General features: G+C 37.0%; 24 protein-coding genes and 1 pseudogene. 18 read left to right on the top strand and 7 right to left on the bottom strand.

Features of this window, described 5'->3' with window-relative positions:
• Positions 1–41: 41 nt before the first annotated feature.
• From NSQ69_RS21905 to pheA, 4 genes are all read left to right on the top strand, one after another.
• The gene (locus NSQ69_RS21905) at positions 42–818 is read left to right on the top strand and encodes an ABC transporter ATP-binding protein (RefSeq protein ID WP_002015381.1); all 777 of its coding nucleotides are present in this window, start codon (positions 42–44) and stop codon (positions 816–818) included.
• The gene (locus tag NSQ69_RS21900; protein WP_033734272.1) at positions 793–2715 is read left to right on the top strand and encodes an ABC transporter permease; all 1923 of its coding nucleotides are present in this window, start codon (positions 793–795) and stop codon (positions 2713–2715) included. The genes NSQ69_RS21905 and NSQ69_RS21900 overlap by 26 nt, the downstream gene beginning before the upstream one ends.
• Before the next feature lie 49 nt (positions 2716–2764).
• Positions 2765–4678 carry an ABC transporter permease gene (locus NSQ69_RS21895; RefSeq protein WP_033731352.1) on the top strand — a complete coding sequence of 638 codons (1914 nt, stop codon included), beginning with the start codon at positions 2765–2767 and terminating at the stop codon, positions 4676–4678.
• A 97-nt stretch (positions 4679–4775) separates the two neighbouring features.
• The gene (gene pheA, locus NSQ69_RS21890) at positions 4776–5627 is read left to right on the top strand and encodes a prephenate dehydratase (protein WP_002167625.1); all 852 of its coding nucleotides are present in this window, start codon (positions 4776–4778) and stop codon (positions 5625–5627) included.
• 102 nt (positions 5628–5729) lie between these two features.
• Here the strand turns inward: pheA and NSQ69_RS21885 are convergent, their stop codons facing one another.
• The 3 genes from NSQ69_RS21885 to NSQ69_RS21875 all read right to left on the bottom strand — a co-directional run bounded on the left by NSQ69_RS21885 (position 5730) and on the right by NSQ69_RS21875 (position 8148).
• Positions 5730–6377 (bottom strand): MOSC domain-containing protein, encoded by a 648-nt coding sequence (locus NSQ69_RS21885; protein ID WP_341099669.1) that lies wholly within the window; start codon positions 6375–6377, stop codon positions 5730–5732.
• An 86-nt stretch (positions 6378–6463) separates the two neighbouring features.
• Positions 6464–7006, bottom strand: a complete 543-nt coding sequence (locus NSQ69_RS21880) for a transcription repressor NadR (RefSeq protein ID WP_098632389.1) — start codon at positions 7004–7006, stop codon at positions 6464–6466.
• A complete protein-coding gene (locus tag NSQ69_RS21875; RefSeq protein ID WP_002190770.1) occupies positions 7006–8148 on the bottom strand; it encodes an IscS subfamily cysteine desulfurase in 1143 nt (380 codons plus the stop codon). Before NSQ69_RS21875 ends, NSQ69_RS21880 begins: the two co-directional genes overlap by 1 nt.
• Before the next feature lie 153 nt (positions 8149–8301).
• Here NSQ69_RS21875 and nadB point away from each other — a divergent pair, with 153 nt between their 5' ends.
• The 6 genes and pseudogenes from nadB (at position 8302) to NSQ69_RS21850 (ending at position 14844) form a co-directional block, all read left to right on the top strand.
• Positions 8302–9831, top strand: coding sequence for an L-aspartate oxidase (nadB, locus tag NSQ69_RS21870; RefSeq protein WP_098632391.1), 1530 nt, complete (start codon positions 8302–8304; stop codon positions 9829–9831).
• A gap of 19 nt (positions 9832–9850) precedes the next feature.
• The gene (gene nadC, locus NSQ69_RS21865) at positions 9851–10684 is read left to right on the top strand and encodes a carboxylating nicotinate-nucleotide diphosphorylase (protein WP_002034160.1); all 834 of its coding nucleotides are present in this window, start codon (positions 9851–9853) and stop codon (positions 10682–10684) included.
• A gap of 30 nt (positions 10685–10714) precedes the next feature.
• The gene (nadA, locus tag NSQ69_RS21860) at positions 10715–11821 is read left to right on the top strand and encodes a quinolinate synthase NadA (protein WP_002034162.1); all 1107 of its coding nucleotides are present in this window, start codon (positions 10715–10717) and stop codon (positions 11819–11821) included.
• A gap of 224 nt (positions 11822–12045) precedes the next feature.
• Positions 12046–12202, top strand: a pseudogene (safA, locus tag NSQ69_RS27805) (SafA/ExsA family spore coat assembly protein); the annotation flags it as partial.
• Between the two features lie 2 nt (positions 12203–12204).
• Positions 12205–14016 carry a hypothetical protein gene (locus NSQ69_RS21855; RefSeq protein ID WP_445661570.1) on the top strand — a complete coding sequence of 604 codons (1812 nt, stop codon included), beginning with the start codon at positions 12205–12207 and terminating at the stop codon, positions 14014–14016.
• A 180-nt stretch (positions 14017–14196) separates the two neighbouring features.
• Complete coding sequence (locus NSQ69_RS21850; protein WP_002015328.1) at positions 14197–14844, top strand: YhcN/YlaJ family sporulation lipoprotein; 648 nt, start codon at positions 14197–14199, stop codon at positions 14842–14844.
• Between the two features lie 32 nt (positions 14845–14876).
• On the opposite strand, the gene NSQ69_RS21845 is transcribed toward NSQ69_RS21850, so the two are convergent.
• Positions 14877–15311 carry a hypothetical protein gene (locus NSQ69_RS21845; RefSeq protein WP_002167630.1) on the bottom strand — a complete coding sequence of 145 codons (435 nt, stop codon included), beginning with the start codon at positions 15309–15311 and terminating at the stop codon, positions 14877–14879.
• Positions 15312–15744: 433 nt separating this feature from the next.
• Between NSQ69_RS21845 and NSQ69_RS21840 the strand changes: the two genes are divergently transcribed.
• On the top strand, positions 15745–16260 hold the full coding sequence (locus NSQ69_RS21840) for a BofC C-terminal domain-containing protein (RefSeq protein WP_002167631.1): 516 nt from the start codon (positions 15745–15747) through the stop codon (positions 16258–16260).
• A 10-nt stretch (positions 16261–16270) separates the two neighbouring features.
• Here the strand turns inward: NSQ69_RS21840 and NSQ69_RS21835 are convergent, their stop codons facing one another.
• Positions 16271–17215, bottom strand: a complete 945-nt coding sequence (locus tag NSQ69_RS21835) for an iron-hydroxamate ABC transporter substrate-binding protein (protein ID WP_002167632.1) — start codon at positions 17213–17215, stop codon at positions 16271–16273.
• Positions 17216–17404: 189 nt separating this feature from the next.
• On the opposite strand from NSQ69_RS21835, the gene ruvA reads away from it, so the two are divergent.
• From ruvA to yajC, 6 genes are read left to right on the top strand one after another with little or no spacing between them, the layout of a single operon-like run.
• A complete protein-coding gene (gene ruvA / locus NSQ69_RS21830; RefSeq protein ID WP_002088786.1) occupies positions 17405–18022 on the top strand; it encodes a Holliday junction DNA helicase RuvA in 618 nt (205 codons plus the stop codon).
• A gap of 5 nt (positions 18023–18027) precedes the next feature.
• Complete coding sequence (gene ruvB, locus NSQ69_RS21825; RefSeq protein WP_000344470.1) at positions 18028–19029, top strand: Holliday junction branch migration DNA helicase RuvB; 1002 nt, start codon at positions 18028–18030, stop codon at positions 19027–19029.
• Entirely contained in the window at positions 19026–19226 is a 201-nt protein-coding gene (locus NSQ69_RS21820) for a DUF2905 domain-containing protein (RefSeq protein ID WP_000138161.1), read from the top strand. The genes ruvB and NSQ69_RS21820 overlap by 4 nt, the downstream gene beginning before the upstream one ends.
• Positions 19227–19245: 19 nt before the next feature.
• Positions 19246–20298, top strand: coding sequence for a tRNA preQ1(34) S-adenosylmethionine ribosyltransferase-isomerase QueA (gene queA, locus NSQ69_RS21815; RefSeq protein WP_341099666.1), 1053 nt, complete (start codon positions 19246–19248; stop codon positions 20296–20298).
• Between the two features lie 12 nt (positions 20299–20310).
• Positions 20311–21450, top strand: coding sequence for a tRNA guanosine(34) transglycosylase Tgt (gene tgt, locus NSQ69_RS21810; RefSeq protein ID WP_002015319.1), 1140 nt, complete (start codon positions 20311–20313; stop codon positions 21448–21450).
• A 27-nt stretch (positions 21451–21477) separates the two neighbouring features.
• Positions 21478–21738: a preprotein translocase subunit YajC gene (gene yajC, locus NSQ69_RS21805; protein WP_002015317.1), complete on the top strand. Its 261-nt coding sequence runs from the start codon at positions 21478–21480 to the stop codon at positions 21736–21738.
• Positions 21739–21775: 37 nt separating this feature from the next.
• Here the strand turns inward: yajC and NSQ69_RS21800 are convergent, their stop codons facing one another.
• Positions 21776–22159, bottom strand: a complete 384-nt coding sequence (locus tag NSQ69_RS21800; RefSeq protein WP_002015315.1) for a TIGR04086 family membrane protein — start codon at positions 22157–22159, stop codon at positions 21776–21778.
• A 103-nt stretch (positions 22160–22262) separates the two neighbouring features.
• Here NSQ69_RS21800 and NSQ69_RS21795 point away from each other — a divergent pair, with 103 nt between their 5' ends.
• The gene (locus tag NSQ69_RS21795; protein WP_002143230.1) at positions 22263–22919 is read left to right on the top strand and encodes a DUF421 domain-containing protein; all 657 of its coding nucleotides are present in this window, start codon (positions 22263–22265) and stop codon (positions 22917–22919) included.
• A 29-nt stretch (positions 22920–22948) separates the two neighbouring features.
• Here the strand turns inward: NSQ69_RS21795 and spoVB are convergent, their stop codons facing one another.
• On the bottom strand, positions 22949–24508 hold the full coding sequence (spoVB, locus tag NSQ69_RS21790) for a stage V sporulation protein B (RefSeq protein ID WP_002015313.1): 1560 nt from the start codon (positions 24506–24508) through the stop codon (positions 22949–22951).
• Positions 24509–24591: the final 83 nt, after the last annotated feature.

The raw sequence follows: 24591 nt of genomic DNA, 5'->3' as shown, positions 1-24591 counted from the left end.
TTATAGTAAATGTAAGAAGAAAACACGTAGGGGGATTAGAAATGAGTGTTCTTGAAGTAAAAGGATTAACAAAGGTGTACCAATCAAAAGGTTCAGTAGCGACGACTGCTTTAAATGATATAAATTTTAAAATTGAAGAAGGCGAGTTTGTAGGGATTATGGGGCCTTCAGGAAGCGGAAAAACAACGCTTTTAAATTTATTAGCAACAATTGATAAGCAAACTTCAGGTCATGTGCTTGTAAATGGTGAAGAAATTAATCAAATGCGTGCTGCAAAATTGGCGGAATTTCGCCGTACACATCTAGGATTCATTTTCCAAGATTTCAACTTACTTGATACATTATCGATTAAAGAAAATATTATTTTGCCGCTTGTAATGGCGAAGAAATCTGTAAAAGAAATTGATGCGAAAGTACTTGAAATTGCGAGGTTTTTAAACATTGAAGAAATTTTAAATAAAAAAGTATACGAAGTATCAGGTGGACAACAACAACGTGCAGCAGCTGCAAGGGCGATTATTCATGAACCAACATTAATTTTAGCGGATGAGCCAACAGGAAACCTAGATTCTAAGTCAGCGAAATCATTAATGGGAGCACTTCAAGATTTGCATGAGCAAAAGAAAGTAACGATTGCAATGGTAACACATGATCCAGTAGCCGCTAGTTATTGCGAACGTATCCTTTTCATACGTGATGGAGAGATTTTTTCAGAAATACATAAAGGAAGAACGAAGCAAGCCTTTTTCCAAGAAATTTTAGACGTACTTGCGATGCTAGGAGGAGAATATCATGAACTTTCGCCAGCTCGCGCTTAATAACGTAAAAGGAAATTGGCGTAATTATAAAGCGTTTCTTATTAGTAGTTGTTTATCGATTGTCGTATTTTTCATGTATGCTTCCTTCATTTATCATCCAGATGTCGTAAGCGGTAATATTAGTATGAAGACGATGATTACAAAAGGGTTAGAATCGATGAATTATATTGTAGTCATCTTCTCAGCACTCTTTATTTTATATGCGAATTCAACGTTTTTACGAGCAAGAAAAAAAGAATTTGGCTTATTAACGTTAATAGGTGGAACAAAGTCTCAGCTCGGCCGAATGATTATATTAGAGCAACTGATGTTAGGGAGTATTGCCATTGTAGTAGGTATTGGGATTGGAATGCTTTGTTCAAAACTTTTCTTCCAAGCACTCAGTGTCTTACTAAAAATTGATAAAACACTGCCGCTTGTGTGGAATGGAAAAGCAGTTCTTATTACAGTTGGCATATACTTTGTCCTCTTTTTAATACTATCATTGTTTAGTGTTTGGACAGTAGGCCGCTTGCAAATTATTGATTTATTAAGAGAGGCAAGAAAACAAAAAGTAGAACCTTTTGCATTTACATGGTTAGGGGTAGTTGGTATAGGCTGTATTATTGCTGCGTATATACTTTGTTTCCAAGTAACAATTATGAATTTCATTATGTATTTCTTACCAATTGTCGGACTGACGATTGGCGGAACGTATTTACTATTTACGCAAGGAAGTACAGTCGTATTAAAGGCATTGCAAAAACGAAAACAATCTTTTTATACGTATCCCAATATGTTTGTACTTAGCAATCTTATTTATAAAATGAAAGATAATGCTCGTTTTCTATTTGTTATTTCTATTATTACGGCGGTTGTTTCTTCAGCGGTTGGTACGCTTTATGTATATTTTGAAAATATGAGTGCAAAAACGATAGAGCTTACACCGCATGCTATTTCATATGAGGAAAAGGGACTAAATACGCATAGCCTGATTAATGAAGAAAAAGAACAAGAGATTGTAAAAAAACATGGGTTTGAAGATGCACGAAAAGTAATTTACGTAAAACTACCTGCAACACAGAAAATAATGTTGTTTAACAGTGAACGTGAAGTACCAATGACGATTATTTCAGAAAAAGAATATAACGCGGAAGTACGTGAACAAAAGAAAGAGCAAATTACAGAGGTTCATAATGCACCAGGTAGTGCGACGATGGTTATGGTTGATGCAGCAAATGAACTTATGAAGATAGATCGTACGAAACCGTATGAATTTACAATCAACGGACAAAAGCAGTCTGCTCAATTAAATGAGCCAACGTCATATTCTGTTTTTAATGATAGCGAATATCTCATTGTGAATGATCAAGATTTTGAGAAATACGAAAAGCTCGTACCAGATGAAGAAAAGACGAAATATTATGGTTATTATATTGAAGACTGGAAAAGTACGGAAGACCTTGTGCTAGATTTGAAAAAGGAAATTGCACCAGAAAAGCAAGGGGAATTGAGAAACGCAGTGTTCGCTTATAAAGATATAAGAGAAGGTGGAGCAATTACAATGTTCATCGGCTTCTTCGTAGCAGTACTGTTCTTCTTCTTTGCTTGTAGCATGACATACTTTAAATGGTTTAATGATAAAGAACAAGATCGTATTCAATTTAAGTCATTAAAAAGAATTGGTATGACAGATAAAGAAATTCGTAAAATTGCAATTCGTCAGATGGGTGTTATCTTCTTTATCCCAATTTTAATCGGTACAATTCATAGTGGATTTGCTCTTCATACGTTAGGAAAAATGCTTTATATTGATTTGTGGAAATCAGGTGCGATAGTAATTGGAGCATATATTTTAGCTTCTACAATTTACTTTATGATTGCGCAAAGAGGATATTTAAAACACGTAAAAAGCTAGGGGAACCTCTAGCTTTTTACGTGTGTAGTAAGTTACAGGAGGACGATAGATGAACATTCGGCAACTAGCGCTGCAAAATATAAAGGGAAATTGGCGTAATTATAAAGTGTTTTTCTTAAGTAGTTGTTTTGCCATATTAGCTTCTTATGCATACATGTCTGTCATTGTACATCCGTATATGCAAGAGACGATGTGGTATCAAAATGTACGCTGGGGGCTTATCATATGTAACGTTATAATTATTTCTTTTTTCGTCATATTTATTTTGTATTCTACTTCTATTTTCATAGAAGCACGTAAGAAAGAATTAGGGTTATATATGTTAATGGGAGCAACGAAATCTAACGTAATAGGAGTGATTATGACCGAGCAAATATTGATCGGAATTTTCGCTAATATTTTCGGTATTGGGCTTGGCATGATTTCTTTAAAACTCTTTTTTATGGTATTTAGTATGTTACTTCATCTTCCGAAAGAACTCCCTGTCATATTTGACATGAGAGCGATTGGTGTAACGTTTGTTACATATATGCTTGTCTTTGTTCTGTTATCTTTTATAAGTGCTTTACGTATATGGAATATAAAAATCATACGGTTATTAAAAGAATTTCGAACAGATAAACGAGAGAGGAAAACATCAAAGTGGCTTTGTTTATTCGGTTTTGCTTGTTTAGGGACGGGATATGCGTTAGCGCTACAAGTGACGATGACAACGATAGCATTATACTTTTTTCCGGTTGTTATACTCATTTCTTTTGGGACGTATTTTTCATTTACACATGGCGCTACACAAATATTAGAAGTGATAAAAAGAAATAAAAGGATTATGTATACATATCCGTATTTATTTATAGTGAATCAATTGTCACATCGAATGAAGGAAAATAGTCGCTTTTTCTTTCTGTTGTCTATGGCAACAACATTTGTCGTTACGGCGACAGGTACGGTGTTCTTATATTTTTCTAGCATGCAAGATATGTGGCGTGGCGGAGGAGTACACTCATTTTCATACATAGAAAAAGGCACTTCTGCTCATGAAGTTTTCGAGAAAGACAAGGTTGAAAACTTATTACATCAATATGGATATGATGATTTTCAATATATGAGTTTTGTTGGAGTGTATGCATCTTTTCAGTCCAATAAGGGAGAAACAGAGGTAGCGCCGCTTATAAAGGAAAGTGAATACAATCAAGAGGCGAGAAAACAAAAACAGAAAACGTATCATCCTAAAAAAGGAACAGTTACACTTGTTTATTATAATAAACGCAATCATCCGAATGTATATAATCAAAAAGAGATTCAATTACAAGTAATAAATCAAACATATCAATTTGCATTTAACGGTCAGAAAGAAGGGGTACAATTTAACTATCACCCTTCGCACATTAATGGTCTGTTTTTCGTCATGAATGATGAAGATTTTGAGATTATATCAAATACAATTACGGATTCTGAAAAAATGATATATAGAGGTTACACATTACCAAATATCGAAAATACGAAAGATTTGAATGCAGATTTACGGAAACATATGAAACAAGATACAAATGATGCATTTCGAAGTAATATGGAGTTATATGTGAATATGAAAGAGTTCGGTAATATTACTCTATTTGTAGGCTCATTCATTAGTATATTATTCTTCCTTACTTCATGCAGTATCGTATATTTTAAATGGTTTCATAATATTGCATCGGATCGTAAACAGTATGGTGCACTCTCTAAACTTGGGATGACAAAGGAAGAGGTGTGGAAGATTTCTCGTTGGCAATTATGTATGCTATTTTTTGCGCCTATTATAGTAGGGAGTATGCATAGTGCAGTTGCGTTATATACGTTTCATAATACGATCTTTATGGACGGTTCATTAAGAAAAGTAGGCTTGTTTATTTTATTTTACATTGCTGCATGCATTATGTATTTCTTCTTCGCTCAAAGAGAATATAGGAAACATTTAGACTAGCGAATGCTAGTCTTTTTTAAATATTCGAAATTTACATAGAAGAATATTTAAAATTGTGGTATAACAGTAAGAAAACGAAAAAGAGAGGGAAAAGACGATGATTCGAGTAGGATATTTAGGACCAGAGGCAACATTTACAAATATGGCGGTGAGTCGTTTTTTTCCGGAAGCAGAGCATGTACCGTATCGAACGATTCCAGATTGTATTGATGCAGCTGCAAATGAAAATGTAGATTATGCGGTTGTACCGTTAGAGAACGCCATAGAAGGTTCAGTTAATATAACGGTTGATTATCTCGTACATGAGCAGCCACTTTCCATTGTAGGAGAAATTACAGTGCCAATTCAGCAACATTTACTCGTACACCCGCAGTACGAAGGAGTGTGGAAAGAAGTATACGCTGTACATTCTCATCCGCATGCCATTGCACAGTGCCATAAATTTTTAAATGAGGAATTAAAAGGGGTAACCGTTCGCGATATGACATCAACAAGCGCTGCTGCACAATATGTGAAAGAACATCCTGAAGAAAAAATTGCAGCTATTGCAAATGAAGCAGCGGCAGAAAAATACGGATTAACAATTGTAAGGCGTGATATTCATACGCATAAAAACAATCATACACGTTTCCTTGTTCTCCATAAGAAAAAGAAAGCAGTACTCCCAAATAACGGAGAAAACCGAGGAGAGAAAACGACGCTTATGATAACGTTACCTGCTGATTACGCAGGGGCACTATATCAAGTGTTATCAGCTTTCGCATGGAGAAAATTAAACTTATCCAAAATTGAATCGCGCCCGATGAAAACAGGCCTTGGAAATTACTTTTTCTTAATCGACGTCGACAAAGCATACGATGATGTATTATTGCCAGGCGTAACAATGGAACTTGAAGCACTCGGGTTTTCTGTTACTGTGCTGGGGAGTTATTCTTCTTATTGGTTGTAAGGGGAGTGTTTGTCGTATTTTGTAGTTAAGTCGATATAATTTCGGTCGCTAGTATACCGTATGATAGATAAATAGAGTCCCACCTATAAAAGGTGGGATTTATTATTTTAACTTCGAAAGACGATCCTCTAACTGACCACGCCAAATCTCGGCTAGTTCTTGTACAGCAAGAACCTTCTCAATGCCATCTTTATCTTTCCTATTATGAAAATAAATTTCGTTAGAGAACAAAACAGATACATTGTTTGATGGACGCTCTAGTAATGTAATTTTAGAATCTTTACGCACAGTACCTTCTTGAAGAACGCGGCATAAGTAGCCAGTATATCCAGTTGCTACAATGCGTGGTAAAATGCCAGGAATACCGACACGTTTTGAAATTGTGCTACAAGGTACGCGAGCTTGTGTTACTTGAATGATTGCTTCGCCTAGTTGATATGTATCTCCGATGCAAACATCACGCTCTAACATATTTGTTACGGTAATGTTTTCGCCAAATGTGGAAGCTGGAAGTGTAGTTTGAAATTCCTCTTCCCATAGTGCGTAATGCTCGTGTGGGTACACACAAACTGCGCGATCAGGTCCCCCGTGGTGTTTTAAATCCGCTACATCATCACCACGGAATCCGTCTTTTGAGAGGAAGGCCTCTTCTGTAGGATCTTTACATATACCTGTTATCATTTCTTTATCTTCGCCATATTTCATTTGTTTCGGTTTACCGGTGCTAAAGTGAACGAATTCAATTCCCATATTTGACCTCCTTTACAATTGATTACAATATTATATCATTTACAAAATAAAAGCACAGAGAATGATAAAAAACTCTGTGCTTTACATTAATAAACGAGAAATCCAGCGCGGTCTAGTGCCTCACAGGCAGCATCTAATTTCTCTTTAGAATCTGCTTCGATTGTATGTAAGTGAATACCATCTGTCAGTTGCGAAAGATAGGAAGCGTTTGTGTTTTCGATTTTTTGTAAATATTGCTCTACATCGAAGCGATTACTTACCATAATCGATGCTGTTAAGTCGCCGTATACAGGATGCTCAACTTTTACGTCTTTAATTGTAACGCCGTGGTCAACTAACATAGTAAGTTCTTGACGTACTTCTGCCGGTTTATGTTGGCATACGATTACGCGTTCAAAAGCTTGTTGTCTTGTTTGTTGCTTTAAATATAAATACCCTTGTGCAGTCGCAATAATTGGTTCATTTCGTGCTTTTAGTAAGGAAATGTCTTGAACGATAACTTGCCTACTTACGTTTGTCTTTTTAGATAGTTCATTCCCTGATAACGGTTCATTTGCAGCAAGAAGCCACTCAAGGATGAGTTGTCGTCTTTCTTCGCCTAAAATCTTTTTTTGATCATTTTGTTTCATTATGATTTAACACCTCTATAAAATTGATTTCCAATTGTGTGTAGTGCATGAATAGTTGTATCAATTTGTTCTTTCGTTGTGTGATGTCCGAAAGAAAAGCGGACATATTGTTTTGCCTCTTCATACGTTTTTCCAATTGCAAGCATTGTTTTTGAAGGGTCTTGTTTACCGACTTGGCAAGCACTTCCAGTTGAAATGGCTATACCATGACGGTTACATTCTAACATTGTATACTGACCTTCTATTCCTTTTATTGTAACCCCAATAATATGTGGTAAACAAGAAGTAGAATGTCCTTTCACTTCAATTTCTAGAGGAAGTGTTTGTAATTGCTCTAAAAAATAAGATCGTAATTGTTTAAAACGAAAGCTCTCTTCCTTTTGATTCTTTAATATATGCTCTGCGGCTGTTAAAAAAGCAGCGATTCCAGGAACGTTCACTGTACCAGGGCGAAAGCCTTTTTCATGAGAAGTTCCCGGAAATACTTGTTCCCAGCGAACTTGCGGATTTATATAGCAAGCTCCAACTCCTTTTGGTCCGTATATTTTATGGGCTGAAACAGAAAGACTATCAATCTCCATCGCTTTAACGTCTATTGGAAGTTTACCAAACGTTTGAACACAATCCGAATGAAATAAAACATTATATTTTTTTAAAAGTGCTCCGATCTCTGCAATGTTTTGAACGGTCCCGATTTCAGAGTTTCCGTGCTGTATACTTGCTAGAGCAGTATCTTCTGTAATAGCTGCTTCTAAATCTACTAAATGAATTATCCCACTTTTATCAACAGGAATCTCAGTAATAGTATAACCTTGCGATTGTAAGGATTGAAAATAACTTCGAATCGATGCGTGTTCCATAGGTGTCGTAATAATGTGCTTTCCATTTCTAGCATTTAGAAGGGATTGAATCGCAAGGTAGTTAGATTCTGAACCGCCGCTTGTAAAGAATACACCTTGTTCCTTACCCCCAATCATTTCTGCAAATGTTTCTCTACAAACTTGCAATAAAGATGATGCGCTTCCGCCGATATCGTGTAAACTTTGTTCATTTCCGAAATATTTCTTTGCTGCTTCTACATATGTTTCTAAAGCTTCTTCGCTCATAGGTGTTGTCGCTGCATAATCTAGATATATCATCATGTAATTTCCTCTCTTCAGTAAGAGTGACATTTGTTTTCGTTTTTAGAATGGTAGTGAAAATAAGAATTGTAAAAAAACTCTTGTCATTATTTTAAAACTATGTAAATATAGGTGTCAAGACAGTTGAAAAGTGTAAAGTAGGAGGCAACAATTATGCCAAGTGCAGATGTCTTGATTATCGGAAGCGGCGTTGCAGCGCTTCGTGTTGCGAAAGAGCTTTGTCACGAAAAGAATGTGATAATCATCACAAAAAAAACAGGATGTAATAACAATACACATTTAGCTCAAGGAGGAATTGCAGCAGCTGTTGCTACATATGACGATCCGAGTGGGCATTTTGAAGATACATTAGTGGCAGGTTGCCATTATAACAACGAAGAAGCAGTTCGTTATTTAGTTGAAGAGGGACCGAAAGAAATAAGTAAGCTTATTACGAATGGAATGAAATTTGATGGGGATGAAAAAGGGATCCACCTTGGTAAAGAAGGGGCGCATCGAAAACGGCGCATTTTACATGCCGGAGGAGATGCAACTGGTAAAAATCTATTAGAGCATTTAATACAAGAAGTAGTTCCGAACGTTACTGTCGTTGAGCATGAAATGGTGCTCGATTTTATTATAGAAAATAATAAATGCATAGGAGCTTTAACGCGAAATAGTGAAGGGAAGCTGAAGCGTTACTATGCTGATAATACGGTGTTAGCATCAGGAGGAATAGGTGGTTTGTACGCCTTTACATCGAATGATGAGACAATTACAGGCGATGGACTTGCGATGATATATCGAGCTGGGGGAGAACTTGTTGATTTAGAATTTGTACAATTTCATCCGACGATGTTATACGTGGACGGGCGATGTTGTGGTCTCGTTTCTGAAGCAGTCCGTGGTGAAGGAGCTGTCCTTATAAATGGAAAAGGACAGCGTTTTATGATGGATATACATCCCGGGAAAGATCTCGCACCGCGTGATGTAGTGGCAAGGGCTATTCATGAACAACTTCTTGCAGGTGAAAAAGTGTACTTAAACATCGAAACCATTCAAAACTTTGAACAACGTTTTCCGACCGTCTCATCATTATGTAAAAAGAATGGTATTGATTTAAAAGAAAATTCTATTCCGGTCGTACCGGGCGCTCATTTTCATATGGGCGGCGTGAAGACGAATTGTGACGGAGAGACGTCCATTTCAAACTTATATGCGGTCGGTGAAGTGGCTTGTAATGGAGTTCATGGTGCGAATAGATTGGCGAGTAATTCATTATTAGAAGGTCTTGTGTTTGGAAGACGAATAGGAAAACACATTTTAGCTAAGCCAGCAGAGGAAAGAAAAAATGTGCCGGAAGAGAGAGGGAAAAGTTTTATAGCTCTTAATGATTTACCGTTGAAAGAAGAAATACAAGAATGCATGATGAAATATGTTGGGATTGTGCGAACTGAGAAAAATTTATCATATGCTCAGAGATGGTTTAGTAGGTACGGTGTGCGAAATATGATCTTACAATATGATGCACTTACAAATGAAGAGATAACGCTTATTAATATGTTAACAGTTTGTGAGCTTATAACAGTATCAGCTTTGCAAAGAGAAGACAGTATTGGTGGTCATTATCGCATTGATTATCCAGAAAGAAATAGCGTGAAAAAAGAGATTATCCGAGTGAGAAGAAAACTACAACTTGTTTAATAAGGGGAAGAGGGGTTTTATGAATACGTTAAAAGTTAAGGAAGCATTAAATCGATTTTTTCTAGAAGATATAGGAGAAAGAGATGTAACATCTCAGCTTATCTTTCCCGATAATGCACTTGCGAAAGGAACGTTTCTTGTAAAGGATACAGGGGTATTTGCAGGGTGCTTAGTAATTGAAGAAGGATTTAAATTAATTGATCAGAGAATTGGAGTTGAACTTCATAAAAAAGATGGGGATCTTGTAGAAAAAGGAGAAATAATTGCAACCGTGCAAGGCCCAATCGCATCATTATTAACGGCAGAGCGCGTTATATTAAACGTTATTCAGCGTATGAGCGGGATAGCGACGATGACACGTAAGGCGGTTTTTGCTTTAGATAGCAGTCATACACGCATTTGTGATACGAGAAAAACGATGCCAGGACTACGTATGTTTGATAAATATGCTGTAGTATGCGGGGGCGGATTTAACCACAGATTCGGTTTATATGATGGTGTCATGATTAAAGACAATCATATTGCTTTTGCTGGCTCGATTACAAAAGCTGTTACATCGGTGAAAGAAAGATTGGGACATATGGTGAAAGTAGAAGTCGAAACAGAGACAGAGGCGCAAGTAAGAGAAGCAGTAGAGGCCGGCGCAGATGTTATTATGTTCGATAATCGTACGCCAGAAGAGATTCGTGAGTTTTCAAAAATTGTACCAAGTGCCATCGTCACGGAGGCTTCAGGTGGTATTACAATTGAAGATTTATCAAAATACGGAAAAACAGGGGTAGATTATATTTCACTTGGAGCGTTAACACATTCAGTGAAAGCACTTGATATTAGTTTTAATATTGAGGCCTAATGAGAGTGGTTTAGAGGGGGAGAATCATAAATGGGTATTTTAGAGAAAGTTCAGCCAATCGAAGTAATGTTACCAGAGCGTTATCAAACGATGTCTATATTAGAGATGGAAGAGCGTGTCCGTGAAATTAAAGAAAAAATGGGGGCATTACTATTTATTCCAGGACATCATTATCAAAAAGATGAAGTGGTGCAATTTTCAGATGCAGCAGGGGACTCACTTCAACTCGCGCAAGTTGCAGCGAATAATAAAGAGGCAAAATATATTGTGTTTTGTGGTGTGCACTTTATGGCAGAAACGGCAGATATGTTAACGACAGATGATCAAATTGTCATCTTACCAGATATGCGTGCCGGCTGTTCTATGGCAGATATGGCAGATATTGAACAAACAGAAAGAGCGTGGAAAGAGCTCGCGAAATTATTTGGGGATACGATGATTCCATTAACGTATGTAAATTCAACAGCTGCGATCAAAGCGTTTTGTGGTCGTAATGGAGGGGCAACAGTAACCTCTTCTAATGCAAAACAAATGGTGTCTTGGGCGTTTACACAAAAAGAGCGTCTCGTCTTTTTACCAGACCAACATTTAGGAAGAAATACAGCGTATGATTTAGGTATTCCGTTAGAAAAAATGGCAGTGTGGAACCCGCATACAGATTCATTAGAGTACGATGGAGATATAGAAGAAATTCAAGTGATTTTATGGAAAGGCCATTGTTCTGTTCATCAAAACTTCACTGTGAAAAATATTGAAAATGTGCGAAAAAATCATCCGGATATGAATATTATTGTTCACCCTGAATGTTGTTATGAAGTGGTTGCTGCTTCTGATTATGCAGGATCAACGAAATATATTATTGATATGATTGAAGCAGCTCCGGCGGGAAGTAAGTGGGCGATTGGTACAGAGATGAATTTAGTGAACCGAATTATTCAGCAACATCCAGATAAAGAAATTATTTCGCTAAATCCGTTTATGTGTCCTTGCTTAACGATGAACCGAATTGACTTACCTCACCTGTTATGGGTACTTGAGAACATAGAAAGAGGAGAACAAATTAACGTTATTCGTGTAGAGAAACAAGTAACAGAAGAGGCAGTTCTTGCATTAAATCGTATGTTAGAGCGCGTTTAAAGCAGCGGGATTTCCGTTGCTTTTTTTCGTACATATAATCATAACAAGGATGAAATAGGCATACATTGTGTTGAGGAAATCATTGCGGTTTTTCTATGCTTATTCCACTTCGAATCATATTGAAAATAGAAGAAGTGATAAAAGTAAAAGAAGTTAATGTTGTTTAGAAAGTGTTACTTCAAAGTGTTTTTACTTATAGATAAGTTATACAGGAGGGGGAAAATTTGAAAATTCATATCGTGCAAAAAGGGGAGACCCTTTGGAAAATTGCAAAAAAGTACGGAGTGGATTTTGAAACGCTAAAAAAAACAAATACACAGCTTAGCAATCCAGACCTAATTATGCCAGGGATGAAAATTAAAGTGCCATCGCATAGCGTTCATGTGAAACAACAAACTGGATCGGGTTCAGCGCCCCCGAAACAATATGTAAAAGAGGTGCAGCAAAAAGAGTTTGCATCAACACCAACGCCACTTGCAATAGAAGATGAAGATGAGATCACGTATCAATCAACACCTATTACACAACAACCAGCTATGCAACAAACGCAAAAAGAAATGCAGATAAAACCGCAAAAAGAAATACAGGTGAAGCCGCAAAAGGAAGTGCAAGTGAAGCCACAAAAAGAAGTGCAAAAAGAAATTCCGATTCAAAAAGAGAAGCCAGTTGAAAAGCCGCCTGTCATTCAAAAACCACCTGTTGTAGAGAAAGTAGAAAAACTAAAACCTACTACGAAAGAAAATACTAAATTTTCTATCAATGTATTACCGCAGCCGCCGCAACCACCAATTAAAGCGAAAAAAGAATATAAAATTTCAGACGTAATAAAAAAGGGAAGCGAGTTAATTGCTCCTCAAATTAATAAAATGAAACCTAACAATGTCATTTCTCCGCAAACGAAAAAAGACAATATAGGAAACATAGTGTCACCGCAAGTGAAAAAAGACAATATAGGGAATATAGTGTCGCCGCAAGTGAAGAAAGAGAATGTAGGGAATATAGTGTCGCCGCAAGTGAAGAAAGAGAATGTAGGGAATATAGTGTCGCCGCAAGTGAAAAAAGAAAATGTAGGAAGCATAGTCTCACCAAACGTATCAAAAGAAAGTGTTACTATCCCGCAAGTAATACCGCCTAATATTCAAGTGCCGAATATAATGCCAATAATGGATAACAATCAACCACCAAATATAATGCCAATAATGGATAACAATCAACCACCAAATATAATGCCAATAATGGATAACAATCAACCACCAAATATAATGCCAATAATGGATAACAATCAACCACCGAATATAATGCCAATAATGGATAACAATCAACCACCAAATATAATGCCAATAATGGATAACAATCAACCACCAAATATAATGCCAATAATGGATAACAATCAACCACCAAATATAATGCCAATAATGGATAACAATCAACCACCAAATATAATGCCAATAATGGATAACAATCAACCACCAAATATGATGCCGATAATGGATAACAACCAAATGCCAAATATGATGCCGATAATGGATAACAACCAAATGCCAAATATGATGCCGATAATGGATAACAACCAAATGCCAAATATGATGCCGATAATGGATAACAACCAAATGCCAAATATGATGCCGATAATGGATAACAACCAAATGCCAAATATGATGCCGATAATGGATAACAACCAAATGCCAAACATGATGCCAATAATGGATAACAATCAAATGCCGAACATGATGCCGATAATGGATAACAATCAAATGCCGAACATGATGCCAATAATGGATAACAATCAAATGCCAAACATGATGCCGATAATGGATAACAATCAAATGCCGAACATGATGCCATATCAACAGCAAATGATGCCGCCATATCCGCAGTATCAGCAACAAAATCCATACAATCAAATGCCGTATCAACAAATGGCACCGCAATATACTTCTATGCCAAATCCAAATATGATGCCAATGGATAATAATATGCCACCACTCGTACAAGGGGAAGAAGATTGTGGATGCGGAGGAGAGAGTAGGTTATATAGTCCGCAACCGGGTGGACCACAATATGCTAATCCTTTATATTATCAACCAACTCAGCCGGCATATGCACCACAGCCAGGAACGATGTATTATCAGCCGGACCCACCAAACGTATTTGGAGAACCAGTTTCAGAAGAAGAGGACGAAGAGGAAGTTTAAAAAAAGGTGGGGTTATTCCCACCTTTTTTGTATTCGTGATAGTCAGGAATATGGTGAATTTACATTAAGTGCTAGAAAATTCCTAGTGAAATATTAACAGTGTAAAAACCCTCTCTGTTACTCATCATAAGGGGGAGCCTTTCGAAAGAGAAGTTCATTCTAACAGAGGGGGTTTTTGTATTGAATACGAAAGTAAAAGTTATTGCTGCTTCTTTGTTAGTTACCAGTGCATTAGCTGCATGTGGTACACCAAAAGATAATAATGCGATGGATGGACGTAACTATAATTACGAGCGTACATCTTATAATGATACACACCAGTATCGTGATAATGTAGCGCGTAACGATCGTTCTACAGATTATGTAACATATAGAAACGGTCGTAACGATACAGGATATAATAATTATTACCGTGATGTAAATTATAATGGGCAAATTGCTAATCCACATCCAACTCGTAATATTACAATGAACAATTCATACATTAACAATGATGGTAAAACTGCGGAGAAAATTACGAATCGTGTGAAACGTATGAATAACGTAGACCGAGTTTCTACAGTTGTATATGGAAACGATGTAGCGATTGCGGTAAAACCACGTAATACAGCGACGAATGAAACAGCGATGGCGAACGAAATTCGTCAAGCTGTTGCGAATGAAGTTGGAAATAGAAACGTATATGTTTCTGTAAGAAATGACATGTTTACTCGTGTCGATGCAATGAGTACGCGTTTACGTAACGGCACAGCTACAAACGATTTTAATCGTGACATAACAAATATGTTCCGAGACATTCGTTACGGTCTGACTGGTACTATGCGATAACAAATTAAAGAGGAAGGGCTAGCCCTTCCTCTTTATTCATCGTCGTCTTGTAAACGGCGTTTTTTTATAAAATAACTAACGGAGTAAGACGCTAAAAAGCATATGAAGAGAATACCACCTGTTAAAATAGCTTCAAATAGAGGTCTTTCTGGACTGAAAATGATATAAATAATAGCCATGATAATTCCTACAATAAGAGAGCGTAAAATAATTTTGTAATAAGGAGTTAACTTTATTTCCTTTTCGCTTTCTTCTACATCGATAGAAACGCTTAACTGTAAATAACTAAGTACAATACTTGTAAGAATAAATAATAACCACAATGGAGATTTCGTAATTTGATCCATTCCTTCTGTGAATCCGATATAGCCTAAAATTCCGATTATACCAATTGATTGAAAAAGAAAGGCAATACGTATGTTTTTTAACATTTGAAGTATGAGGCGTTCATCTTTAATTTTTTTCAAGGCATTCATCCCCTGTTTATATTTATAGTATTAATTGTAACATATATATTACATTAATCAATTTATAATTTACATAAATTTCAATTGGTTGAAAGAGGAAGAAAAATATATTTAGAAATATATTGCGCTTCTACCTTGTTAATGTTATATTAGCAAAGCGATGAGCTAATTTACGTAAGTCGAGAGATATGCTTAAGTGCTAAACACGCGAATGTGGTCGCCTGGTCTTTCGCCGTAAACGCATCAGACGCCTGCTTTGCAGGCGTCTTTCATTTTATATAAAAGTAAATGATACATGCAGATGAGGATTAACCCTTATCTGCATTTTTTATTTTCCTTAGAAATTTAATGCTATTGTTTATATGGATAAAACCCCCATTTCCGGAAAAGCTACAAATGAAAGTATGATTTTGCCTAGAAGAGGTGAACGGAAATGAAATGGATGCTAATTGCAGTGCAAGCTTTCGTTGTGATGTTTTGCTTAGCTTATGGATCCGATGTGAGGGCAGAAATAACAGAAAAAGTACCTGAAGTTACAATTTTATTAGAGCGTATGTATGTTGATGGAGAAGTAAGCGAGGAAATACTGACAGAAAAAGTAGCGGATTTAGAAAAGTTTTTGCAGCAATATAAAGAATGGCAACTTGTTGATCGTGATGATGTGCAAATCGTATTACAAAGGAAAGTTGATGATATTTCTCCTTTACTGAAAACGAGCGGTTATTTTGGTGTTTCAGAGGAAGGGATATTGCAAATTTTTAAAGGGGTACCGAAAAGTGATAACGCGATCCATTCCTTCTTTCAAATTGATATGAAAAAGCTTGAGAGTTATGAGCGAGCAAAACTAAAGCGTGGTATTCGTATTAAGTCAAAAGAAGGATTCGTGAAGACAATCGAAAAAATGAAGCAATACGCAGTGCAAAATAATAAAAAAAGCAGCTCAGGGTGAGCTGTTTTTTTTATTTATTCTTAGCTAAAATCTCTTTTGCGATTTCATCAATTAGCATATCTTTTCCGATTGGATTGAATGCTTTCGTATTGAAGGCTTCATTCGATACTTCATATACGTGATTGTTTTTTACTGCTTTATTATCTTTCCAAACCGCACTGTTTTTATAGTCTTCGTACACTTTATCAGCTTCTCCGCCGAAGTTTACAATAAACATTTGATCAGGCTGGAATGCAACAAGACCTTCTAGTGATACTTGTGCCATCGTTTGTTTTAAATCTGTACCTTTTGTTGCTGGAAGCTTTAAGTCGTTAAAGATGATGTCACCGTATCCGAAGCTACCGTATACACGGAAGTTTTGTGGTGTAACTGCAACGAACATAAAGTTCTCATCTTTTGTTTTCTCTTTAATTTTTTTAGATAAAGAGTCTGCTTTTTTATCGTAATCTGCAATCCATTTGTCTGCTTTCTTTTCTTCGTCAAATAGTTTACCTACTTCTTTAAACTTACCGCGCCAGTCTTCTAGATTTGTTTCCAGAACAACTGTCGGTGCCACTTTTTCTAGTTGATCATAAATTTTCAATTGACGATTGTTTAAAATAATTAAGTCTGGTTTTAAAGCAGTAACAGCCTCTAAATCAACTTTAGGTGCCCAATACCAGCCAACTGCTTTTACTCCGTCTAACTTTTCAGTTAAATGATTTTGGATTTTATCTTTATATGTGTTTGCTGTGCCAACAGGTTTATGTCCAAGGATTAATAATTCCTCTGTTGATCCAGATAAATCAACAATTCTCTTTGGATTAGCTGGAATTGTTGCTTCCCCTTTAGCATGTTTTACAACTTTTGTTTTCGGTTGTTCTTTTGTTTTTTCTTCTTCTTTTTGAGAAGAACAGCCAACGATAGAAAGAACAACTAGCATGATAGTAAATAAAATAAATAGCTTTTGTTTCATCCTGATGTAACCCCTTTAATTAATATTGATAATCATTATTGACTCCTGTATAGTAATGTTCTTTTTGTATTTATGTCAATAGAAAAAAACGGAAATTGTAAACGGGGAACATTTGTTGGGGCAGTCTCGCTTTTCTATTGTTAAATATGTTAAAATGGAATACATGATTTGAGAGGGAGAGATCGTATTTTGTTTGAATATGTTACAGGTTACGTGGAGTATGTAGGACCGGAATATGTCGTAATTGACCATAATGGAATTGGTTATCAAATTTTCACACCAAATCCGTATGTATTTCAAAGAAGTAAGCAAGAAATCCGTGTCTATACATATCATTATGTGAGAGAAGATATTATGGCACTTTACGGTTTTAAAACACGTGAAGAGCGTTTATTATTTACAAAATTGTTAGGTGTATCGGGGATTGGACCAAAAGGTGCTCTTGCAATTTTAGCTTCTGGTCAAACCGGACAGGTCGTTCAAGCGATTGAACATGAAGATGAGAAGTTCTTAGTGAAGTTCCCAGGCGTCGGAAAGAAAACAGCGCGCCAAATGATTTTAGATTTAAAAGGAAAACTAGCAGATGTTGTACCAGATGCGTTTGTTGATTTGTTCTCAGATACTGAAAGTTTTGATACGAAGAAAGGTTCATCAGTTGAACTTGATGAAGCACTGGAAGCACTGCGTGCACTTGGCTATGCAGAACGAGAAGTCTCTCGCGTTGTACCAGAGTTATTAAAAGAATCACTAACGACGGATCAATATATTAAAAAGGCACTTAGTCTTTTACTAAATGGTAAGAGGTGAGTATAATGGACGAACGTCTCCTTTCAGGGGAATCTGGATACGAAGATGCGGATTTAGAGTATTCATTACGGCCACAGACGCTCCGTCAGTACATTGGCCAAGATAAAGCGAAACATAATTTAGAAGTGTTTATTGAAGCGGCGAAAATGCGTGAAGAAACGTTAGATCACGTACTTTTATATGGCCCACCTGGACTTGGTAAAACGACGCTTGCGAATATTATTGCCAATGAAATGGGTGTTAACATTCGAACGACGTCAGGTCCCGCAATTGAAAGACCAGGAGATTTAGCAGCTGTATTAACAGCGCTTCAGCCAGGAGATGTATTATTTATTGATGAAATTCATCGTTTGCATAGATCTATTGAAGAAGTGCTATACCCAGCGATGGAAGACTTTTGCCTTGATATCGTTATTGGGAAAGGACCATCAGCTCGCTCTGTACGCCTAGATTTACCTCCATTTACGCTAGTTGGGGCAACGACGCGTGCAGGTGCATTATCAGCACCACTTCGTGACCGTTTCGGTGTACTTTCACGATTAGAGTACTATACAGTAGATCAGCTTTCTGCGATTGTAGAACGCACAGCAGAAGTGTTTGAAGTTGAAATAGATTCGTTAGCTGCATTAGAAATTGCAAGACGTGCCCGTGGTACACCTCGTATTGCGAATCGTCTATTACGACGTGTACGTGACTTCGCACAAGTTCGCAGTGACGGAACGATTGCGATGGAAATTACACAAATGGCGTTAGAACTATTACAAGTAGATAAATTAGGACTTGATCATATCGACCATAAATTACTGCTTGGTATTATTGAAAAGTTCCGCGGTGGTCCAGTTGGATTAGAAACTGTTTCAGCAACGATTGGGGAAGAATCTCATACGATTGAAGATGTGTATGAGCCGTATTTATTACAAATTGGCTTTTTACAAAGAACGCCAAGAGGCCGGATCGTAACACCGCTCGCATATGAGCATTTCGGAATGGAGATGCCCAAAGTATGACGGAGATGCCAAAGCTGCTTATTACAGCTGGTATTTTGCTCATTGTTGTTGGATTAGCTTGGAAGTTCATAGGAAGGCTTCCAGGCGATATTTTTGTGAAAAAAGGTAACGTTACCTTTTATTTTCCTATCATTACATGTATTGTGTTAAGTATTGCATTATCTTTCATTATGTATATAATAAATCGATTCAAATAAGAAATAGGTGGATACAGTTATGGATATTAATCTGTTTGATTTTTATTTACCAGAAGAACTCATTGCACAAATTCCGCTTGAAGAGCGTGAAACATCAAGATTGATGGTGTTAGACCGTGAAACAGGAGATATTGAGCATAAACATTTTACAGACATTCTTTCTTACTTACAAGAGGGGGATTGCTTAGTTTTAAATGAAACGAAAGTGATGCCAGCTCGCTTGCACGGTGTGAAAGAAGATACAGGTGCACACATTGAAGTGCTTCTTTTGAAACAAGAGGAAGGCGATAAGTGGGAAACGCTTATAAAGCCAGCGAAGCGTGTAAAAGAAGGAACTGTCATCTCTTTTGGTGAAGGAAAGTTAAAAGCAACTTGCATTGGAACAGCAGATCAAGGTGGGCGTCAACTTGAGTTTTCATATGACGGCATCTTTTATGAAATTTTAGACGAGCTTGGAGAAATGCCACTTCCTCCATATATTAAAGAGACGCTAGAAGATCGCGATCGTTATCAAACGGTATATGCGAAGGAAATCGGTTCAGCAGCAGCACCGACGGCTGGCCTTCACTTTACAGAAGAGTTACTTGAGAAATTGAAGCAAAAAGGCGTCGGGTTAGCATTCATTACACTCCATGTAGGACTTGGAACTTTTAGACCAGTTTCTGCAGATACTATTGAAGAGCATCATATGCACGCAGAGTATTACCATATGTCTGAAGAGACTGCGGCGTTATTAAACCGCGTGAAAGAGAATGGCGGCCGTATTATTACTGTAGGTACGACATCAACTCGTACGTTAGAAACGATTGCGACAGATAATAGTGGTAAGCTTTGCGCAGCTTCTGGCTGGACAGATATTTTTATGTACCCAGGATATGAGTTTAAAGCAATTGATGGTTTAATTACAAACTTCCATTTGCCGAAATCAACATTAATTATGCTTGTAAGTGCATTTTCAAATAGAGATAATGTACTTCATGCTTATAATGAAGCAGTAAAAGAAAAATATCGTTTCTTTAGTTTCGGTGATGCGATGTTCGTTGCATCTCACGCTAAAATGAGAAACAAATAAAAGGAGTAAATTATGACAGCAATTCGTTATGAATTTATTAAAACTTGTAAACAAACGGGTGCGCGTTTAGGTCGAGTGCACACGCCACACGGCTCATTTGATACACCGACATTTATGCCAGTTGGTACACTTGCAACAGTTAAAACAATGTCACCAGAAGAATTAAAAGCAATGGATTCTGGCATTATTTTAAGCAATACGTATCATTTATGGCTACGTCCAGGCCACGAAATTATTCGTGAAGCAGGTGGCTTGCATAAGTTTATGAACTGGGATCGTGCAATCTTAACGGATTCAGGTGGATTCCAAGTATTTAGCTTAAGTGATTTCCGACGTATTGAAGAGGAAGGTGTTCATTTCCGCAATCACTTAAATGGCGATAAATTATTCTTATCTCCAGAAAAAGCGATGGAAATCCAAAATGCATTAGGTTCAGATATCATGATGGCATTTGATGAGTGTCCACCGTTCCCAGCTACTTTTGAATACATGAAAAAGTCGGTAGAGCGTACAAGCCGCTGGGCAGAGCGTTGCCTAAAGGCGCATGAACGTCCACAAGATCAAGGTTTATTCGGTATTGTACAGGGCGGGGAGTTTGAAGAACTTCGTCGTCAAAGTGCGAAAGATCTTGTTTCAATGGACTTCCCTGGCTATGCTATCGGCGGTCTATCTGTTGGTGAACCGAAGGATATTATGAATCGTGTTCTTGAGTTTACAACACCACTTCTTCCTGATGATAAACCACGTTACTTAATGGGTGTAGGTTCTCCTGACTCGTTAATTGATGGTGCGATTCGCGGTGTTGATATGTTTGACTGTGTACTTCCAACTCGTATCGCTCGAAATGGTACATGTATGACAAGTGAAGGCCGCTTAGTTGTGAAAAATGCGAAATTCGCTAGAGACTTCGGGCCGCTTGATCCGAACTGTGATTGCTACACATGTAAAAACTATTCTCGTGCGTACATTCGTCACTTAATGAAATGTGATGAAACGTTCGGAATTCGTTTAACGTCTTATCACAACCTTCATTTTCTGTTAAACTTAATGGAGCAGGTGAGACAAGCTATTCGTGAAGACCGTCTTGGCGATTTCCGCGAAGAGTTCTTTGAACAGTATGGCTTTAATAAACCGAATGCTAAAAACTTCTAATACATAATTTAAAAGGAGGAACACAAGATGAATGCAGGTATGATGAATATCGTTATGATTGTTGCGATGTTTGCGATTTTCTATTTCTTATTAATTCGCCCGCAACAAAAGCGTCAAAAAGCAGTTGCACAAATGCAAAATGAAATCAAAAAAGGTGATGCTATCGTAACAATCGGTGGTTTACACGCTACAATCGAATCAGTGGATGAAACAAAAATTGTTGTTAAATCTGGTGGTGCACACTTAACTTTCGATCGCAATGCGATTCGTGAAGTTGTGAAAAACTAATGATGAAGGCCCTGCATGAAATGTGCAGGGCCTTTTTTTAACTATTTTGTTTTGACATATTTACACCGAAAATACCTCCGAGTGTACTCGCACCCATCAATGCTAATTGGTAGAGTAACTGTGAGTTCGATAAAGTTTGAGAGAAGCCTAAATAGTTAACGAGAAAGACGAGAATAGCGAATGTAAGGCCTGTTGTGAAACCTACTAGCCATCCTTTTCCTTGTGCCTTTTTACCAGCAATAAATCCAGACATAAGCATAGATAGAAGGGCTATTATAAAAATAATAATTACTAATGTCCCTTCATTAATATTCGTAAATTTTAATAAAAGAGCCATGATCATACTTGTAATAGATGCGAGGATTAATAGGGTAATAATACCGAAGCCGATTGCGCTCGATAATTTTTTCGTTCCATCCATTATGCATTCCCCCTTTTTAATACAAGCATATTTTCATTTTGTTTAAGTTAGACTAGTTTCTTTTTTGTAGGGGAGCCTATAAGTAAAAAAAGGGGATGTAGAAATGGAATGGGTATCAATAATCGGACGAACAATGCTTTTGTATATAATCATTTTAATTATTTTTCGTCTTATGGGTAAACGTGAAATTGGAGAATTAAGTGTATTAGATTTAGTTGTATTCATTATGCTCGGTGAAATGGCTGTAGTGGCAATCGAAAATACAGATAAATCACTTTGGCATCAATTAGTTCCAATGACTTTTCTTATGTGTATACAAATCATTTTGTCGGTCATTTCTTTAAAGTTTCAGCGTTTTCGGCATTTAATAGAAGGGGAGCCTGCGATTCTTGTGAATGCAGGTAAAATTGATGAAAAAAAGATGCGGAAGCAGCGATATAACATAGATGATTTATTGATGCAACTACGTGAGCAAGGAATCGGAGATGTGCGTGATGTAGAATACGCTATTTTAGAACCATCTGGAAAGTTATCTGTCTTTCAAAAACAAAAAAGTAAAAAGAGTAAAAATGATACACCAATTTTTACACTCCCACTAATTATTGATGGAGAAATTCAATACAATCATTTGCAAATGATCGAACATACAGATGGGTGGCTCGTTGAGAAACTGAATAACTTAGGTTATAAAGATGTGAAACGGATTTTATATTGTAGTTTTCAAAATGGACAGTTTTTCGTTGATTTGAAAGAAAATTAGAGGCTTACCATTTTGAATGGCAAGCCTGCTTACTTCAAAAATGAAAGTTTCCGAATGATAGGGAGACGACTTAATTCTTCTTTTCGAATGAGTTTGAAAACGAAGAGGAGAACGATATAAACGATTGTTGTTAAAGTGATTTCCCATAATGTTTGTATGCCAAGTGAATGAGAAAAAACGATATACTTATGAAGATAAAAACCGAAGGTACCAGCAATCCCGATAGCAATTCCGCCGAAAATATAGTCTTTTGCATAAATGGTAAATGCAATTTTCTTTAAAACAGTGGCGTAGTGAAGGAATGTTACGGTTACTATATTTGCTGCGATGGCGAGGGCAACCCCCATCATTTGGAACTCTGGGCGTGAAGCGAGTACAAAGATAACGATTAATTTTACGATAGCGCCAATAAATGTGTTCATCATAGCAGCGCGTGCTAAGTTTAAAGCTTGCAACACAGATGTAAGGGGGCTTTGAAAATAATGAAATAAAAAGCAAGGTGCAAGAAGCTGGATGAAAGCGGCCGCGTTGTCTGATCCGTACATGAGAGTTAAAACTGGAGAAGCAAATACATATAATATAACGACTGACCATCCGCCGGTTATTAAGGAAATTCGAAGTGCTTGTTGTAATCGGTGTTCTACTAATTTGTGTTGTCTCTTTGCCATTGCCTCGCTAATTGATGGGACGAGTGCTGTAGAAAGAGCATATGTAATAAAGGCTGGCAGTGATAGAAGTGGGAACGCATATCCGTTTAATATACCGTATTGCTGAGTTGCGACAGAAGCAGCAACGCCGGCGATCGCTAAGCTTTGCATAACGACGATAGGTTCAAAGAAATAAGAAACGGAACCAATTAAACGGCTTCCTGTAGTTGGTAAAGCAATGTCCATAAGGGAATAAAATGTATTTTTGCTCTCCTTTACAGTAGTGAAAAATCCAGAGCGTATAGATAAATGTTTTTCGCGTTGGAATAAAGTAAGTAAAAATAATAAAGATGCAACTTCACCTAGAACAGCTGATAGCATGGCACCGGCTGCAGCATATTCTACGCCGTAAGGTAAAAATAACCGAATGCATACAGCGATAATTGTAATGCGGACAACTTGTTCTATGACTTGAGCGTAAGCGCTCGGCTTCATGTTTTGTTTCCCTTGGAAATAACCACGTAAAACGGAAGAAACTGCAATAACGGGGACGACAGGTAAAATAGCCATTAATGGATAGTAAGTTCTTTCATCTGTTAATAATGTTTTTGCTAAAATAGGTGTGAGTAGCATAATCCCAATTGTTAAAATGATACTAATAATGGATGTAACGGCTAGTGAGACAGTTAATATTTTTTTAACTCTTTGCTTATCGTTCACTGCTTCTGCTTCTGCTACAAATTTTGCGATTGCAACAGGAAGGCCAATTTGTGTTAATGTAATTGCTAAAATGAAGGTGGGGACAGCCATCATATAAAGGCCGACGCCTTCTTCGCCTAAAATACGTGCCATTACAATGCGGTTAATAAATCCAAGGATTTTTGTAATAAAACCGGCTATCATTAAAATAAATGCGCCTTTTAAAAAGCTTTGTCTCGTCATACTCTTCTCCTACCTTCTCAAAATCAATGGAATGATTTACAATAATTTATATGCACGTATGAGACAAGAATGACAAGCATTTA

Source organism: Bacillus sp. FSL R10-2201 (genome assembly GCF_038008665.1).
GTDB lineage: Bacteria > Bacillota > Bacilli > Bacillales > Bacillaceae_G > Bacillus_A > Bacillus_A mycoides.
Note: the sequence above shows the minus strand (reverse complement) of the source record. Positions and strands in the feature narration are given on the sequence as shown.